The following is a 16639-nucleotide window of genomic DNA, read 5'->3' as shown; positions in this document are numbered from 1 at the left end:
GATCCTCACCGCGTCGCCGTGCGACCGAACAGGCCGTTCGGACGCCAGATCAGGATCACGATCATGATGGTGTAGATGACGAAGGGGCCGAGCTTCGGCACGTAGTATTTGCCGGCGACGTCGCCGATGCCGAGCAGCAGCGAGGCCAGGAACGGCCCGGTGATCGAGGACGAGCCGCCCACGGTGACCACGATCAGGAAGTAGATCATGAACTTCAGCGGGAAGTACGGATCGAGGCCGAGAATCTCGGCGCTGAGCGCGCCGCCCAGGCCAGCGAGCCCGCAGCCGAACGCGAAGGTGAAGGCGAACACCTGCGGCACGTTGATGCCGAGGCCGCTCGCCGCGCGGGGATCATCGACGGCGGCGCGCAGTCGGCTGCCGAACCGAGTCTTGGAGAGCACCAGCTGCAGCCCCACCGTGAGCAGCCCGCAGATCACGATGATCATCAGCCGATAGCGGCCGATGCCAACGCCGAAGACGTCGAACTGGCCCTGCAGCACGTCGGGCAGATTGATGAAGATTCGCGAGGAGCCCATGATGTAGTCGACCGCGGCCACCGTCATGAAGACGAGCCCGATCGAGAACAGCACCTGGTCGAGATGGCTGCGCGCATAGAGATGCTGATAGAGCGTCCGCTCCAGCAGCGCGCCGATCATGGCGCTCGCGACGAAGGCCAGCGGCAGCGCCGCGAAGAACGGCCATCCCATCCGGTTGACGAGCACGGCGCAGACATAGCCGCCGGCCATGGCGAAGGCGCCATGGGCGAGGTTGACGAAGTTCATCAGGCCGAGCGTCACGGCGAGCCCGCAGGCCAGCACGAACAGCAGCATGCCGTAGGCGACGCCGTCGAACAGGTTGGTGAGGATGGCGGTCATTGAGTCTAGTTTCAGTCCCCGGTCATCCCTTCATCCGAAGGGCATGCATACAACGCTTGCTCGGTCTGCGCCTCTCCCGCTTGCGGGGGAGGTCGGATCGCATCGGAACGATGTGATCCGGGTGGGGGAAATCTCTCCACATGACGCGTGTGCCGTGGGGTGCCCCCTCCCCAGCCCTCCCCCGCGGGCGGGGGAGGGAGCGCACGGTCCTCGCGCGTCCCTCGATGACGCCTATCGCGTCACTTCTTGGCCTTGCCCGGATCCTTGACGGCGTCGAAGGTCTGGAACTCGACGTTGTAGAGCTCGCCGTCGACCTTCTCGACCTTGCGGATGTAGACGTTCTGAACGATGTCGCGCGTCTCCGGATCGATCGAGATGGGACCGCGCGGGCTCTCCCAGGCCATGCCCTTCATCGCAGCAATCAGGGAATCGCCGTCGGTCTTGCCACCGGTCTTCTTCAGCGCCTCGTAGATCAGATGGATGCCGTCGTAGCCGCCGACCGCCATGAAGCCTGGACGGCTGTTGAACGCCTTCTTATAGGCCGCGACGAACTCCTTGTTCTTCGCCGACGGATGCGCCGCCGAATAGATGTGCGCAGTGACGGCGCCGAGCACGGCGTCACCCATGTCGTTGAGCAGGTCGTCGTCGGTGACGTCACCCGGTCCGATCACCTTGATGCCGCTCTTGTCGAGGCCGCGCTCGGCATATTGTTTCATGAAGTTGCCGCCCTGGCCGGCCGGCACGAACACGAACATGGCGTCCGGCTTGGCGTCCTTCATGCGCTGCAGGAAGGGAGCGAAGTCGGGGTTCGCCAGCGGAACCTTGATTTCCTCGACGATCTCGCCACCGCCAGCGGTGAAATGCTCCTTGAACGAGGCCAGCGCGTCGTTGCCGGGCGCGTAGTCCGAGGTCAGCGTGGCGACCTTCTTGATGCCGTTCTTGACCGCCCAGTCGCCGATGATGGTGGAGGACTGCGGCAGCGTGAAGCTGGTACGGACGATGTAGGGCGACTTCTCGGTGATGATGGAGGTGCCGGCCGCCATGACGACTTCCGGGATCTTGCCCTGGGTGGCGAGCGGCGCGGCGGCGAAGGCCGCCGGCGTCACGCCAAAGCCGGCGATCACGTTGACCTTGTCGTTGACGATCAGTTCCTGCGCCAGACGCTTGGTATTGTCGGGCAGCGCCGCGTCGTCCTTGAGGATGACCTGGATCTTCTTGCCGGCGACGGTGTCGCCGTTCTGCTGCATGTACAGCTTGATCGCATTGTCGATCTGCTTGCCGGTCGACGCCTGGCCGCCGGTCATCGGCACGATCAGGCCGATCTTGAATACGTCTTCGGCCCGCGCCGCACCCGACGCGAGCGCAGCCGCGGCAAGAGCCGCACTGGCGAGCGTCAGTGTCTTGCTTCGCACGAACATTGAAACTACCTCCCTGGTCGGATCAGGACCGCAGCCCCCGGCCATTGTTGTCTTAACCGTGCGATCTCGTTCACGATATCGCGGGCGCATCGCTGCGGACTCGGGACCCCGTTGTCAATGGCGATCATGGGAGGCTTCGTGAACGGTAGGTTTCCGCAACGGACCACCAATCCGTGATTGGTATATTAATACCTAAATCATCGAACGGCCAAATTTTGCCAATTGATGGCAAGTCGTTAGGGTCCAGGCCGCGGGTCGCCCGCAGCACGAAAGGTCACCCATCAATGCCGGCCAGACACCCCCACCGGACCAGACTGTTTCCGGCCGCGATGATGCTTCTCGCCATGGCCGGGCCGATCCTTTCCGGCTGCTCGTCGATCAATGAGAAGGTCGGCGCGGGGATGGGCGATCTGATGCCGCAATGGGCCGGCGGCCTGCCGGCCGACGCGCCACCCCGGCCGGGCACCGCCGAATACGACCGGTTCATGCAGGAGCGCGAGCGGCAGCGGCAGATGCCGGCCGCCGAACGCGACAAGGAGACGCAGTCCAATGCCAACGCGCAGGCGACCGTCCCCGGCCGCTGACAAGCGGTGACGACATCAATCCATGAAGACGACGGTCTTGCGGCCGTTGAGGATGACACGGTCCTCCAGGTGATAGCGGATCGCCCGTGCCAACACGCGCCGCTCGATGTCGCGGCCCTTGCGCACGAGATCGTCGGGAGTGTCGCGATGGCTGATGCGCTCGACGTCCTGGTCGATGATCGGGCCCTCGTCGAGATCGCGGGTGACGTAATGGGCGGTCGCACCGATCAGCTTGACGCCGCGCTCATAGGCCTGGTGGTAGGGTTTGGCGCCCTTGAAGCCTGGCAGGAACGAATGATGGATGTTGATGCAGCGGCCCGACAGGCTGGCGGACATCTCGTCAGACAGGATCTGCATGTAGCGCGCCAGCACGACGAGATCGGTCCTGGTCTCCTCGACCAGCTTCAGGATCGCCTGCTCCTGGTCGCGCTTGGTGTCCTTGGTGACGGGCATGTGGTGGAACGGAATGTCGCCGAAATCGAGCCCGGCATAGGTCTCGCGCGGATGGTTGGAGACGATGGCGGTCGGAATCATCGCGAGGTCGCGGGTGCGCCAGCGATAGAGGATGTCGACCAGACAATGGTCGAACTTCGACACCAGCAGCATCACCCGGCGCTGCCCGGCGCGGTCGCGCATCTGCCAGTCCATCGCAAAGCGCTCGGCGATCGCGGCGAAGCCGGTCTGCAGCGCCGGCAGGTTGACGGCGAGATCGGCGGCCGTGAACACCACCCGCATGAAGAAGTGACCCGTCTCGAAGTCGCCGAACTGCTGGGCATCGAGAATGTTCTGGCCATTGTGGGCGAGGAAGGTCGAAACGGCCGAGACGATCCCGGGACGATCCGGGCAGGACAGGGTCAGGACATATTGGTGGTCGGACATGGCGATGACGTACCGGGCGGATGATATGAGGGGAATGATGCGGCAGGCTTGGCGCCCGTTCGGGCCCTGCTCTACCACCCTCCGCGCGCTTGCGCCAACGCCCGGCGCGGGGGCAGGATGAACAAAACATCAACTCTCAAACTTCGAGCATCGCCATGGCTGACAGGCTGACCGGCAACCGCATCCTGATCCTGGAAACCCGCGAGGAGGCGCAGTTCTCGCGACTGCTCGCCGAGCAGGGCGCCGACGTGCTGCAATGTCCGATGTTCACGATCGAGGATGCGCCGGACCCGGTGCCGATCGAGGCCTGGATCCGCCGCTGCATCGAGCGGCCGTTCGATGACGTGGTGCTGATGACCGGCGAAGGCCTGCGGCGGCTGATGACCGTGGTGCGCCGGATCGGCCTCCAAGCGGAGTTCATCGCCGCGCTCGGCAAAACACGCAAGTTCACCCGTGGCCCGAAGCCGGGTCGCGCTTTGCGCGAGCTCGGGCTCGAGCCGCAGGTCACGACCGAGAAGCCGACATCCGAAGGCGTGGCTGAGCTGCTGTCGCGCTACGATCTCCAGGGTCATCGGCTCGGCCTGCAGCTCTATCCCGACAAGGACCATTCGGCACTGATCGGCGCCATCAAGGCCGCGGGCGCCGAGGTCGATCCCGTGCTGCCCTACGTCTATGACGCCAAGGCGGCGGATGCGAACATCCTCACCGCGATCGACGAGATGATCGCCGGCAAGGTCGATGCGATCGCGCTGACGAGCTCCGGCCAGCCGCGGCGGCTGTTCGACGTGGCCAGGGCGCACGGCGTCGAGGCACGCCTGCGCGAGGGGCTGGCACGCACGCAGATCGCCTCGGTCGGGCCCGTGGTGACGGAGGAGCTGGCTGCGCATGGGCTGGCGCCGTCGATCACGCCGGCGGGCGAGGCCTATTTCATGAAGCCGCTGATTTCGGCGATGGCCACGGCGCTGGGCGTGAAAGTGCCACGCGCTTCACCAAACTAATGGTGTCGTCCCGGCGAACGCCGGGACCCGTACCGCGTGATGTCTGACATGGGCAAACGGCACATTCCGCGCGTCTCACAGCATTCGGTGGTTATGGGTCGCGGCTCAAGGCCGGGACGACAGCGGAGGGTTACGCTTGCGCGTGCCCCCTCTCCTGCAGGAACGCTTGATACGCGCGCGCGATGCCGTCCTTCAGCGACGTCGTCGCGCGCCAGCCGAGCGCGGCGAGGCGCGACACGTCGAGCAGCTTGCGCGGCGTGCCGTCTGGCCGCGAGGTGTCGAAGCTGATCCGTCCCTGATAGCCGACCGTTGCCGCGACCACACGGGCGAAATCGGCAATCGTGATGTCCTCGCCGGTGCCGATGTTGACCAGCCCGGCGTCGGAATAGGTCTTCATCAGGTGCACGCAGGCATCCGCCATGTCGTCGACATAGAGGAATTCGCGCCGCGGCGTTCCCGTGCCCCAGACGACCACCTCGGGCGCATCGGCGAGCCTGGCCTCGTGGAAACGGCGGATCAGCGCCGCGACCACGTGGCTGTATTCAGGATGGTAGTTGTCGCCGGGACCATAGAGATTGGTCGGCATCACGTTGATGAAGTCGGCGCCGTACTGGCTGCGATAGGCCTCGACCATCTTGATGCCGGCGATCTTGGCGATCGCATAGGGCTCGTTGGTCGGCTCCAGCGGCCCGGTCAGCATGGCGTCCTCGCGCAGTGGCTGCGCGGCAAGCTTCGGATAGATGCAGGAGGAACCGAGAAACATCAGCTTCTCGGCGCCGTTCACATGCGCGGCGTGGATGACATTGGCAGCAATGGCAATGTTGTCGTAGATGAACTCGGCGCGCAGCGTGTTGTTGGCGACGATGCCGCCGACCTTCGCCGCAGCGAGGAACACGACCTGCGGCCTGGCGCGCGCGAACCATGCGAACACCGCCGCCTGGTCGCGCAGATCGACCTCGCCACGCGGCACCGTGAGCAACTCGACGCCTTCGCTCGCCAACCGCCGCACCAGCGCGCTGCCGACCATCCCGCGATGGCCGGCGACGAAGACACGCTTGCCGCGGAGATCAAACGGCGTGGCCACTGCTCGCCTCCCGCCGCGCGGCGCACAGATCGCTGGCGACCATCTCCTTGACCAGTTGGGCGAAGCTCGTCCTTGGTTTCCATCCGAGCTTGTCGCGCGCCTTGCTGCAATCGCCGATCAAGAGGTCGACCTCGGTCGGGCGGAAATAGGTCGGGTCGATCCGCACCACCGCCTTGCCGGATTTGGCGTCGATCCCGGTCTCCTCGACCCCCTCGCCGCGCCATTCGATGCGGCGACCGACCTCGGCGAAGGCGAGTTCGACCAGTTCGCGCACCGAATGGGTCTCACCGGTCGCCAGTACGAAATCGTCGGGCGTATCGGCCTGCAGGATGCGATGCATGCCCTCGACATAGTCGCGCGCATGGCCCCAGTCGCGTTTGGCCTCGAGATTGCCGAGATAGATCGTCTCCTCCAGGCCGGTTTCGATGCGGGCGACGCCGCGGGTGATCTTGCGGGTCACGAAGGTCTCGCCACGGATCGGGCTCTCGTGGTTGAACAGGATGCCGTTGCAGGCGAACATCCCGTAGGCCTCGCGATAGTTCACCGTGATCCAGTAGCCGTAGAGCTTGGCGCAGCCATAGGGCGAGCGCGGATAGAACGGCGTGGTCTCCCGTTGCGGGATCTCCTGGACCAGGCCGTACAGCTCCGAGGTCGAGGCCTGGTAGAACCGCGTCTGCTTCTCCATTCCGAGAATGCGAATGGCTTCCAACAAGCGCAGAACCCCGAGCGCGTCGGCATTGGCGGTGTATTCCGGACTCTCGAAGCTGACGCCGACGTGGCTCTGGGCGGCGAGATTGTAGATCTCGTCGGGGCGGATCTGCTGCACCAGCCGGATCAGGTTGGTGGAATCGGTCATGTCGCCGTAGTGCAGCAGGAACGGCACGTTGCCTTCGTGCGGATCCTGGTAGAGATGGTCGATCCGCGCGGTATTGAAGGACGATGACCGCCGCTTGATCCCGTGCACCGTGTAGCCGAGACCGAGCAGATATTCGGCCAGATACGCGCCGTCCTGGCCCGTGACGCCCGTGATCAGCGCCACGCGGCCGCTGCAGTCCTTCCCCGCCATGCTCACTCCAACACCGTCTCGGCCCTTCAAGGCCGGAGTTCCCGGTGAGCAGTCCACAGCCGAGGCCGCGGGTCAAGCTCAACGACGAACCAGCGCCGGATAGACCCTGAAGGGGCCTGCGAAAAGCGGAATCTAATCCCCGTAACAGCGCAGGCGGTCGAGATCGATGACCGTCACTCCGCCATATTCCACGCGCAGCAAGCCTTCGCGCTCCAGCGTCTTCAGGCATTGGTTTGCATTCTGCCGCGACAGGCCCGAGAGCGCTCCGATCTCCTCCTGGGTGATCTCCAGGTGACGGGTCGTATTCGGGTAGAGGATCGGGTTGAACAGCGAAGCGATGCTGCGGGCGAGCCGCGCTGTCGCATCCAGCGTGCGGCCGACCTCGACCAGGCCGATGAACTGGCCGAGCCGCTCGTTGAGCTGGGTGACGAGGAATCGGTTGAAGCCGACGCTGTTCTCGAACAGCCACATGAAGGTCGGCCGCTCCATCAGCGCGACGCGCGTATCGCGCAGCGCCACGACGTCATAGCGGCGCGGCTCGTTCTTCAGCACGCTGCCCTCGCCGAACCAGGCGCCCGCCGACATGCCGGCGAATGTCGTCGCCTTGCCGCCGCGCGACACCGTGCTCATCCGCGCGAGACCGGTGACGATCCCGGTCCAGTAGTCGAATTGGTCGCCGCGAAGGAAGATGTGCTCGTTGGCCGCAAACGACCGCTCGACGATGCCGGCCGCAGCCGTGTCGATTTCCTCGGGCTTCAGATGGCGGGACCAGGGCGCGATGCGCAGAAGGGTATCGGGAGAGATCAAGCCGGCATCTCGTCTCGTCGAAGCTCGCGGCGACCATATTGCATCGCAACAATCCTGCAGTGAATTTTGCCTGGGAATTGTCAGGCGCAAGACAATTCCTGATAGCGCTTTCCCCTATCGAGGACCACCGTCTTCGACTCGCGCCTCTGGACACGGACGAGGCGCATCGAGATGCGGCAAAATGCGCCCGCCCGGGCGGCCCGTCATTCGTCGGATGGCGCGGAACCGATGCCCGGGATAGGATTGCACCAATGCGACGAACTCAACGTCGCACGACACGATGCCTGAAGAGCGCACCAAGCGCCGAAGACAGTTCGGGAGGACGACTTGGACTATACGTTGGAAGCGCGCGGAGTGTCGCTGCGTTTCGGTGGGGTGCGAGCCCTGACCGACGTCAGCTTCGGCGTGCGCGAGGGCGAGTTGTTCTCGATCATCGGCCCCAACGGCGCCGGCAAGACCTCGATCGTCAACTGCATCTCCGGCCGCTACAAGCCGACCGAAGGCCGCCTGTTCCATCGCGGCCGCGACATCACCGGCCTGCCGCCGAGCGCGCGCGCCAACATCGGCATCGGCCGCACCTTCCAGAACCTCGCGCTGTTCCACCACATGAGCGTGCTCGACAACATCATGGTCGGGCGCCATCACCTGCTGAAGAACAATTTCCTCACCGGCTCTCTGTATTGGCTCACCGGCGCGCGGCGCGAGGAGCTGAAGCATCGCGAGAAGGTCGAGCAGATCATCGACTTTCTCGACCTGCAGTCGGTGCGCAAGGCGCCCGCCGGCACCCTCTCCTACGGTTTGCGCAAGCGCGTCGAACTGGCGCGCGCCATGGCGCTGGAGCCGCATCTGATCCTCCTCGACGAGCCGATGGCCGGCATGAACTTCGAGGAAAAGGAGGACATGGCGCGCTACATCGTCGACCTCAACGAGGAATTCGGCATGACGGTCGTGATGATCGAACACGACATGGGCGTGGTCATGGACATCTCCCATCGCGTCATGGTGCTCGATTTCGGCCGCAAGATCGCCGAGGGCGACCCGGCCGCCGTGCTCGCCGATCCTCACGTCAAGCGTGCCTATCTCGGCGAGGAGGACGAACTGCTGGTCGATCCCGACGAGGCGCCGTCCATCGCGGAGGACGCGGCATGATGGACTATGCGGGTCGCGTCAAGCAGGCCGACACCTATCCGAAGCTGCTACGGCTGAACGCGAAAGAGCACGGGACGGAGATCGCGCTGCGCGAGAAGAATCTCGGGCTGTGGCGCACCTTCACCTGGGCCGACTACCAGGCGCGCGTGCGCGATTTCGCGCTCGGCATGGTGGAGCTCGGCCTCGGCAAGGACGACGTGATCGGCATCATCGGCGACAACCGGCCGGACTGGGTTGCCGCGGAGGTCGCGACGCATGCGATCCGGGCCATGAGCCTCGGGCTCTATCGGGACGTGCTCGACGACGAGGCCGCCTACCTGCTCAATTACGGCGAGGCGCGACTGGTGTTCGCTGAGGATGAGGAGCAGGTCGACAAGCTGCTCAACCTCGCCGAGCGCGTGCCGGCGCTCAAGCACATCGTCTATTCCGATCCGCGCGGCATGCGCAAATATGACGATCCCAGGCTGCTGCCGGCGGACAAGCTCGCCGAGCTCGGCCGCAACCGGGCGGCGCGCGAGCCCGATCTCTACGACCGCATGGTCGATGCAACCGTCGGCGACGACGTCGCCATCCTCTGCACCACCTCGGGCACGACCTCGCATCCAAAGCTCGCGATGCTCTCGGCCGCGCGCGTGCTCAAGCATTGCGCCACCTATCTCGCCTTCGATCCCAAGGGACCGGAGGACGAATACGTCTCGGTGCTGCCGCTGCCCTGGATCATGGAACAGGTCTATGTGCTCGGCAAAGGTCTGCTCTGCCGGATGAAGGTCAACTTCGTCGAAGAGCCCGATACGATGATGAACGACTTCCGCGAGATCGCGCCGACCTTCGTGCTGTTCGCACCGAGGGTGTGGGAGCAGATCGCGGCCGACGTCCGTGCCGCCGCCATGGACGCCTCGCCGCTGAAGCAGCGGCTGTATCATCTGGGCATGTCGACCGGCCTTGCCGCGCTGGAGAGGGGCCAGCATTCGAGCCTTGCCGACATGCTGCTGTTCCGGGCACTGCGCGACCGGCTCGGCTTCACCCGGTTGCGCTCGGCCGCCACCGGCGGCGCCGCGCTCGGGCCCGACACGTTCAAGTTCTTCCGCGCCATGGGCGTGCCCTTGCGCACGCTCTACGGCCAGACCGAGCTGCTCGGGGCCTACACGCTGCACCCGGCCGACAAGGTCGATCCGGACACGACGGGCGTGCCGATGGCTGAGGACATCGAGATCAAGATCGACCAGCCCGACAGCCAGGGGATCGGCGAGATCCTGGTACGCCATCCGAACATGTTCCTGGGCTACTACAAGGCCCCGGAAGCCTCGGCCGCCGACGTCAAGGACGGCTGGATGCATTCGGGCGACGCCGGCTATTTCAACGAGGCGAAGCAGCTCGTCGTCATCGACCGCATCAAGGATCTCGCCGAGACCGCGCGCGGCGAACGCTTCTCGCCGCAATATATCGAGAACAAGCTGAAGTTCTCGCCGTATATTGCCGAGGCCGTCGTGCTCGGCGCCGGCCGCGAGCATCTCGCCGCGATGATCTGCATCCGCTACTCGATCATCTCGAAATGGGCGGAGAAGAACCGCATCGCGTTCACCACCTACTCCGATCTCGCCTCGCGCAACGAGGTCTACGCGCTGTTGCAGAAGGAGGTCGAGACCGTCAACGCCCACCTGCCGCCGGCGCAGCGCATCGCCCGCTTCCTCCTGCTCTACAAGGAGCTCGACGCCGACGACGGCGAGCTCACACGTACGCGCAAGGTGCGTCGCAGCGTCATCAACGAGAAGTACGCCGATATCATCGACGGCATCTATGGCGGCAAGCCTGCCATCCCCGTCGATACCGTCATCCGCTTCCAGGACGGCACCACCCAGCGCATCCGCACGACGCTGAAGGTGGTGGATCTGGGTGGACATGGCGCCATGGCGGAGGCCGCGGAGTGATGCGCCTTCTGCCACATGAGGTCGTCATGCGCGGGCTTGACCCGCGCATCCATCCTCTTCCGAAAATCTCCTTCGCGATGGATCGCCGGGTCAAGCCCGGCGGTGACGAGTGAGAACGATCATGAACACCGCCTTCCTCATCCAGCTCCTGGTCAACGGCCTCGTCGTCGGAACGCTCTATGGCGTGGTCGCGATGTCGTTCGTGCTGATCTACAAGGCGACCCAGGTCGTCAATTTCGCGCAAGGCGAGCTGCTGCTGATCGGCGCCTGGGTGTGCTGGGCATTGCTGACGAAATATCAGGTGCCGTTCTGGGTCGGCATGCCGCTGACGCTGGTCTTCATGTTCGCGTTCGGCATCGCGATCCAGGTCGTGATCCTCCGTCCGATGATCGGGGAGCCGATCATCTCCGTCATCATGGTCACGATCGGCCTTTCGACCGTGTTTCAGGCGGCGCTGAAATGGATGTTCGGCGTCAACCCCCAGCCGTTCCCGCCAGTGTTCGCCAGCACGTCCGTCGACCTGTTCGGACTTCAAATCCAGACGGTCTACGTCATGAGCCTCGTGGTATCGGTCCTGATGATGCTCGGCATGGCTTGGTTCTTCAAGGCCTCCAAATATGGCCTGGCGATGCGGGCGACCGCCTTCAACCAGCAGGTCGCGCAGTCGCTCGGCATCTCCGTCAAGAACGTGTTCGCGATGGCCTGGGCCATCTCGGCAACGGTCTCGGCCGTGGCCGGTGTTGTCGTCGCCGTGGTCAACGGCGTCTCCTCCGGCCTGTCGGCCTACGGCATCAAGGTTTTTCCGGCGGCGATCCTCGGCGGCCTCGACTCGGTCGGTGGCGCCGTGCTCGGCGGCATCATCATCGGCCTCCTCGAGAACATCGCGCAGTATGTCGACAGCCAGTATCTGCACTGGGGCAATCTGTACGAGATCGCGCCATTCTACGTGCTGATCATCATCCTGATGATCAAGCCCTACGGCCTGTTCGGCACCAAAGACATCGAGCGGATCTGAATCATGGTTGCGCGCTCCACGATACCCGCCGGCGACTTCCGCACCTCTTACGCGGCCGACACCACGATCTTCCCGACCAGAACCAGCCGCAATTTCGCGATCGCCGGCGTGATCCTCCTGTGCTTCGCGCCGCAGGTGTTCTCCGAATACTGGCTGTCGGTCTCGATCCAGATCGGCATCTTCGCCATCGCCGCACTAGGCCTCAACATCCTGGTCGGCTTCACCGGCCAGATCTCGATCGGACAGGCCGGCTTCTTCCTGCTCGGCGCCTTCACCTCGGCCTATATCAACAACACCTACGCGATCCCGGTGTTCTTCGCGATCCCGCTCGCCGGGGTGATCACAGCACTCGTCGGGCTGATTTTCGGACTTCCGGCGGCGCGGCTGAAGGGTCTCTATCTCGTCATCGCCACCCTCGCCGCGCAATACATCCTGCTCGACTTCTTCTCCCGCGCCGAGTGGTTCTCCGGCGGCTCGGTGCCGGCCTCCGCCAATCCGTTCTCGATCTTCGGCTATACGCTGCGCGGCGACCGGCAATATTTCTACGTCGTGCTGGCCTATGTCGTGGTGTGCTACCTCCTGGTCACCAACCTGATGCGCACCCGCGACGGCCGCGCGCTGATCGCAATCCGCGACCACTATCTCTCGGCCGAGATCATGGGCATCAACCTGACGAAGTACCGGACGCTGTCGTTCGGCCTCGCCGCGTTCTTCGCCGGCATTGCCGGCGCGCTCTACGCGCACTACCAGCTGGTGATCTCGCAGGAAGGCTTTGGCATCGAGCGCTCGATCCTGTTTCTCGCCATGATCATCATCGGCGGCACCGGTTCGATCATGGGCACCCTGATGGGGACAGCATTCGTCGTTCTGCTGCCGGAATCGATGGAATGGCTGAGCCACCACCTCAAGGGCGGCGCGATCGACAAGGCGCTCGCGCTCAACAACAACATCACTTTTTTGCGCGAGATCGCGATCGGCCTGATCATCATCGCCTTCCTGATGTTCGAGCCCGACGGGCTGGCGCATCGCTGGCGCCAGATCAAGACATACTGGAAGCTCTATCCGTTCTCACATTGAACTCAACCAACAGGGACCGGCGACAATCCGGCCCGAACGCATCACAGGAGGAAGCACTATGACGATGAAATCATTGCTCGGCTCGGCGGCGCTGGCGCTGCTCGCAGGCGCCTTCGCCTCAACGGCGCAGGCGCAGCAGATCGCAATCGGACATCTGCAGGATCTCTCGGGCGGCACGTCCGACGTCGGCACGCCCTATGGCCAGGCCGTGATGGACACCTTCGCCTGGGTCAACAAGAACGGCGGCATCGGCGGCAAGCAGCTCGCGGTCGACAGCAACGACTACGGCTACCAGGTGCCGCGCGCGATCGCGCTGTACAAGAAGTGGTCGGCCCCGGACAACAAGGTCGCGGCGATCATGGGCTGGGGCACCGCGGACACCGAGGCGCTGACCGGCTTCCTCGCCAACGACAAGATCCCTGACATGTCCGGCTCCTACGCCGCAGCGCTGACCGACCCTGAAGGCACCAGCGGCAAGGCCAAGGCCGCGCCGTACAACTTCTTCTACGGCCCAAGCTACTCGGACGCGCTGCGTGCCGAGCTGACCTGGGCGGCCGAGGATTGGAAGGCCAAGGGCAAGCCCGGCAAGCCGAAATTCGTGCACATGGGCGCCAACCATCCCTATCCCAACGCGCCGAAGGCCGCGGGCGAAGCGCTCGCCACCGAGCTCGGCTTCGAGGTGCTGCCGCCGCTGGTGTTCGCGCTGGCGCCCGGCGACTACAGCGCGCAGTGCCTGAGCCTGAAGAGCTCCGGCGCCAACTACGCCTATCTGGGCAACACCGCGGCCTCCAACATCTCGGTGATGAAGGCCTGCAAGAATGCCGGCGTCGACGTCCAATTCCTGTCCAACGTCTGGGGCATGGACGAGAACGCCGCCAAGACCGCGGGCGATGCCGCCGACGGCGTCGTCTTTCCGCTGCGCACCTCGGTGGCCTGGGGCGGCGATGCGCCGGGCATGAAGACGGTGCAGGAGATCTCCAAGATGTCCGACCCGACCGGCAAGGTCTATCGACCGGTGCACTATGTCGCCGCGGTCTGCTCGTCGCTCTACATGAAGGAGGCGATCGAGTGGGCTGCGAAGAATGGCGGCGCCACCGGCGAGAACGTCGCCAAGGGCTTCTACCAGAAGAAGGACTGGGTGCCCGCAGGGATGGAAGGCGTCTGCAGCCCCTCGACCTGGACCGACAAGGATCACCGCGGCACGATGAAGGTCGACCTCTATCGCGCCAAGGTGACCGGCCCGACCGATGGCGACCTCAACGATCTCATGGCCAAGGGCACGATCAAGCTCGAGAAGGTCAAGACCATCGAGCTGCCGCGCAAGGCGGAATGGGCGGGTTGGTAAGTTGCCAGGCGGCCGCTGATTCAACTCAGCAGCCGCTCCGCACGCCATCGTCATCCCCCGCGAAAGCGGGGGATCCGGTACGCCGCGGCTTCTCCACCGAGCATCGGCGGCTCTGGAATACTGGGTCCCCCGCCTCCCGCGGGGGACGACAGTGAGGTGAACGGATATGGTTGAGATCCTCGATAAGCCCAATGCAAATGCGACCGCGAGCGCAGCCCCCCTGCTCTCCGTCCGCAACATCGAGGTCGTCTATGACGACGTCATCCTGGTGCTGCGCGGCCTCAGCCTCGACGTGCCCAAGGGCGCGATCGTTGCGCTGCTCGGCGCCAACGGCGCCGGCAAGTCGACGACGCTGAAGGCGATCTCCGGCCTCTTGAAGACCGAGGACGGCGAGGTCACGCGCGGCGAGATCATGTTCGACGGCACGCGCATCGACGGCATCGATCCGGAGAAGATCGTCCGCCGCGGCATCTTCCAGGTCATGGAGGGCCGCCGCATCGTCTCCGACATGACGTCGCTGGAGAACCTCAAGCTCGGGGCGTTCACGCGATCCGATCGCGAGGTCAACCGTGACATCGAGATGGTGTTCAACTATTTCCCGCGGCTGAAGGAACGCACCGGCCTTGCGGGTTATCTTTCCGGCGGCGAACAGCAGATGCTGGCGATCGGACGGGCGCTGATGGCGCGGCCGAAGATGATCCTGATGGATGAGCCGTCGATGGGCCTGTCGCCGCTACTGGTGAAGGAAGTGTTCGCGATCATCAAGGAGATCAACAGGGATCTCGGCGTCACCATCCTGCTGGTCGAGCAGAACGCGCGCGCGGCGCTGTCGGTGGCCAGCCACGGCTACATCATGGAACAGGGAAAGGTGGTGCTCGACGGCACCGCCGACAGCTTGCGCGACAACGAGGACGTCAAGGAATTCTACCTCGGCGGCGCCGGCGACCAGCGCAAGAGCTTCAAGAACCTGAAGAGCTTCAAGCGGCGGAAGCGGTGGCTGTAGCCGAACTCTCTCCTCGTCATGGTCGGGCTTGACCCGGTCATCCACGCACGAGCCGCAACGACGAACGACGTGGATGCCCGGGACAAGCCCGGGCATGACGACCGCAAGATTCAAGGACTGGGTACGATGACCCACTACGACGCCCTCGAAACCCGTGATCCCGCAGGCCGCGAGCAGGATCTGTTCGGCCGCCTGCCCGACGTGCTGCACGCGGCGATGAAGGCGCCGGCCTATGCCGCGCTGCTGCAGGGCATCGATCCCCAGGACATCACGACGCGCGCTGCGCTCGCGCAACTGCCGGTGCTGCGCAAATCCGAGCTGCCTGCCCTGCACAAGGCGGCCCCGCCATTCGGCGGCTTCGTCGCGCAGGCGCCCGGCGCGTTCTCGCGTCTGTTCACGTCGCCGGGGCCGATCTTCGAACCGGAGGCGGCGCACAGCGATCCCTGGCGCGGCGCCCGCGCCCTGTTCGCCTCGGGCTTCCGCAGCGGCGATATCGTGCTCAATACCTTCAGCTATCACCTCACGCCAGGCGGCTTCATCTTCGACGCCTCAGCGCGCGCGCTCGGCTGCGCGGTGATCCCGGCTGGCCCGGGCAACACCGAGGCGCAGTTCGAGCTGATCGAGGCCTATCGCCCGATCGGCTACAGCGGCACGCCCGACTTCCTGAAGATCCTGCTCGACAGCGCCGCCAGCGCCGGCCGCGACGTGTCCTCGCTCAAGCGCGCGCTGGTGTCGGGCGCGGCGTTCCCGCCGTCACTGCAGGCCGAGATGAAGGCGCGCGGCATCGATGCCTATCAGGCGTTCGGCACCGCCGATCTCGGCATCGTCGCCTATGAGACCGCAGCGCGCGACGGCATGGTCGTCAACGAGGACCTGATCTTGGAGATTGTCCGCCCCGGCACCGGCGATCCGGTGGCGCCAGGCGATGTCGGCGAGATCGTCGTCACCTCGCTCGATCCCCACCATCCCTGGATTCGCCTTGCCCTCGGCGACCTCACCGCCGCCCTGCCCGGCACCAGCGCCTGCGGCCGCACCAACATGCGCATCAAGGGCTGGATGGGCCGCGCCGACCAGACGACCAAGATCAAGGGCATGTTCGTGCGCCCCGAGCAGGTCGCCGAGATCGGCAAGCGCCACCCGGAGCTCGGCCGCCTCCGCCTGGTCGTCACCCGCGCCGACGAGACCGATGCGATGACGCTGAAGGCGGAATGCGCCTCGCCATCAGATGGCCTGCAGGACGCGCTCGCCGCCAGCCTGCGCAACATCACCAAGCTCGGCGGCAGCATCGAGCTGATCGCACCAGGCACGCTGCCCAACGACGGCAAGGTGATCGCCGACGAGCGGTGAAGTCCTCGCGTTGTTCCCGTAGCAGGAAGCCCTGCGCCAGCGGCATGAGCGGGGCGGCCCGCAC

Annotated in this window: 15 protein-coding genes; 9 read left to right on the top strand and 6 right to left on the bottom strand. The window is 65.0% G+C overall.

Going from position 1 to position 16639, the window contains the following annotated elements:
- Positions 1-5: 5 nt before the first annotated feature.
- Both ACQR1E_RS10895 and ACQR1E_RS10890 read right to left on the bottom strand, forming a co-directional pair.
- Entirely contained in the window at positions 6-875 is an 870-nt protein-coding gene (locus tag ACQR1E_RS10895; RefSeq protein WP_315712905.1) for a branched-chain amino acid ABC transporter permease, read from the bottom strand.
- A 239-nt stretch (positions 876-1114) separates the two neighbouring features.
- On the bottom strand, positions 1115-2293 hold the full coding sequence (locus ACQR1E_RS10890; RefSeq protein ID WP_315768767.1) for an ABC transporter substrate-binding protein: 1179 nt from the start codon (positions 2291-2293) through the stop codon (positions 1115-1117).
- Positions 2294-2577: 284 nt separating this feature from the next.
- On the opposite strand from ACQR1E_RS10890, the gene ACQR1E_RS10885 reads away from it, so the two are divergent.
- Positions 2578-2877 (top strand): hypothetical protein, encoded by a 300-nt coding sequence (locus ACQR1E_RS10885; protein WP_434863255.1) that lies wholly within the window; start codon positions 2578-2580, stop codon positions 2875-2877.
- 15 nt (positions 2878-2892) lie between these two features.
- Here ACQR1E_RS10885 and purU read toward each other — a convergent pair whose 3' ends face one another.
- Complete coding sequence (purU, locus tag ACQR1E_RS10880) at positions 2893-3756, bottom strand: formyltetrahydrofolate deformylase (protein ID WP_434897022.1); 864 nt, start codon at positions 3754-3756, stop codon at positions 2893-2895.
- Between the two features lie 155 nt (positions 3757-3911).
- Between purU and ACQR1E_RS10875 the strand changes: the two genes are divergently transcribed.
- On the top strand, positions 3912-4754 hold the full coding sequence (locus ACQR1E_RS10875; RefSeq protein ID WP_315753580.1) for a uroporphyrinogen-III synthase: 843 nt from the start codon (positions 3912-3914) through the stop codon (positions 4752-4754).
- A 130-nt stretch (positions 4755-4884) separates the two neighbouring features.
- Here the strand turns inward: ACQR1E_RS10875 and fcl are convergent, their stop codons facing one another.
- From fcl to ACQR1E_RS10860, 3 genes are all read right to left on the bottom strand, one after another.
- Entirely contained in the window at positions 4885-5838 is a 954-nt protein-coding gene (gene fcl, locus ACQR1E_RS10870; protein ID WP_315753578.1) for a GDP-L-fucose synthase, read from the bottom strand.
- Positions 5822-6904, bottom strand: coding sequence for a GDP-mannose 4,6-dehydratase (gene gmd, locus ACQR1E_RS10865; RefSeq protein ID WP_315768775.1), 1083 nt, complete (start codon positions 6902-6904; stop codon positions 5822-5824). Before gmd ends, fcl begins: the two co-directional genes overlap by 17 nt.
- 132 nt (positions 6905-7036) lie before the next feature.
- Entirely contained in the window at positions 7037-7711 is a 675-nt protein-coding gene (locus ACQR1E_RS10860) for a Crp/Fnr family transcriptional regulator (RefSeq protein ID WP_315768777.1), read from the bottom strand.
- 327 nt (positions 7712-8038) lie between these two features.
- On the opposite strand from ACQR1E_RS10860, the gene ACQR1E_RS10855 reads away from it, so the two are divergent.
- The 7 genes from ACQR1E_RS10855 to ACQR1E_RS10825 all read left to right on the top strand — a co-directional run bounded on the left by ACQR1E_RS10855 (position 8039) and on the right by ACQR1E_RS10825 (position 16575).
- Positions 8039-8860, top strand: a complete 822-nt coding sequence (locus ACQR1E_RS10855; RefSeq protein ID WP_315712912.1) for an ABC transporter ATP-binding protein — start codon at positions 8039-8041, stop codon at positions 8858-8860.
- A complete protein-coding gene (locus tag ACQR1E_RS10850; protein ID WP_316166155.1) occupies positions 8857-10788 on the top strand; it encodes a long-chain fatty acid--CoA ligase in 1932 nt (643 codons plus the stop codon). The genes ACQR1E_RS10855 and ACQR1E_RS10850 overlap by 4 nt, the downstream gene beginning before the upstream one ends.
- Before the next feature lie 121 nt (positions 10789-10909).
- Positions 10910-11803 (top strand): branched-chain amino acid ABC transporter permease, encoded by an 894-nt coding sequence (locus ACQR1E_RS10845; RefSeq protein WP_316166153.1) that lies wholly within the window; start codon positions 10910-10912, stop codon positions 11801-11803.
- 3 nt (positions 11804-11806) lie between these two features.
- Positions 11807-12880: a branched-chain amino acid ABC transporter permease gene (locus ACQR1E_RS10840; protein ID WP_315712915.1), complete on the top strand. Its 1074-nt coding sequence runs from the start codon at positions 11807-11809 to the stop codon at positions 12878-12880.
- Between the two features lie 58 nt (positions 12881-12938).
- Positions 12939-14225, top strand: a complete 1287-nt coding sequence (locus ACQR1E_RS10835) for an ABC transporter substrate-binding protein (protein ID WP_315712916.1) — start codon at positions 12939-12941, stop codon at positions 14223-14225.
- 166 nt (positions 14226-14391) lie between these two features.
- A complete protein-coding gene (locus ACQR1E_RS10830) occupies positions 14392-15228 on the top strand; it encodes an ABC transporter ATP-binding protein (RefSeq protein WP_434897021.1) in 837 nt (278 codons plus the stop codon).
- 126 nt (positions 15229-15354) lie between these two features.
- Positions 15355-16575, top strand: coding sequence for a phenylacetate--CoA ligase family protein (locus tag ACQR1E_RS10825; protein WP_434897020.1), 1221 nt, complete (start codon positions 15355-15357; stop codon positions 16573-16575).
- The last annotated feature ends 64 nt before the right edge of the window (positions 16576-16639 follow it).

Origin of the sequence: Bradyrhizobium sp. HKCCYLRH1030 (assembly GCF_051168395.1) — a bacterium.
GTDB lineage: Bacteria > Pseudomonadota > Alphaproteobacteria > Rhizobiales > Xanthobacteraceae > Bradyrhizobium.
The sequence above is the reverse complement of the archived record's forward strand: the minus strand, read 5'-3'. Positions and strand labels throughout refer to the sequence as shown.

Coding starts and splice junctions, on each gene's coding strand:
- ACQR1E_RS10895 (WP_315712905.1), bottom strand. CDS start 875: ATGACCGCCATCCTCACCAACCTGTTCGACGGCGTCGCCTACGGCATG.
- ACQR1E_RS10890 (WP_315768767.1), bottom strand. CDS start 2,293: ATGTTCGTGCGAAGCAAGACACTGACGCTCGCCAGTGCGGCTCTTGCC.
- ACQR1E_RS10885 (WP_434863255.1), top strand. CDS start 2,578: ATGCCGGCCAGACACCCCCACCGGACCAGACTGTTTCCGGCCGCGATG.
- purU (WP_434897022.1), bottom strand. CDS start 3,756: ATGTCCGACCACCAATATGTCCTGACCCTGTCCTGCCCGGATCGTCCC.
- ACQR1E_RS10875 (WP_315753580.1), top strand. CDS start 3,912: ATGGCTGACAGGCTGACCGGCAACCGCATCCTGATCCTGGAAACCCGC.
- gmd (WP_315768775.1), bottom strand. CDS start 6,904: ATGGCGGGGAAGGACTGCAGCGGCCGCGTGGCGCTGATCACGGGCGTC.
- ACQR1E_RS10850 (WP_316166155.1), top strand. CDS start 8,857: ATGATGGACTATGCGGGTCGCGTCAAGCAGGCCGACACCTATCCGAAG.
- ACQR1E_RS10845 (WP_316166153.1), top strand. CDS start 10,910: ATGAACACCGCCTTCCTCATCCAGCTCCTGGTCAACGGCCTCGTCGTC.
- ACQR1E_RS10840 (WP_315712915.1), top strand. CDS start 11,807: ATGGTTGCGCGCTCCACGATACCCGCCGGCGACTTCCGCACCTCTTAC.
- ACQR1E_RS10835 (WP_315712916.1), top strand. CDS start 12,939: ATGACGATGAAATCATTGCTCGGCTCGGCGGCGCTGGCGCTGCTCGCA.
- ACQR1E_RS10830 (WP_434897021.1), top strand. CDS start 14,392: ATGGTTGAGATCCTCGATAAGCCCAATGCAAATGCGACCGCGAGCGCA.
- ACQR1E_RS10825 (WP_434897020.1), top strand. CDS start 15,355: ATGACCCACTACGACGCCCTCGAAACCCGTGATCCCGCAGGCCGCGAG.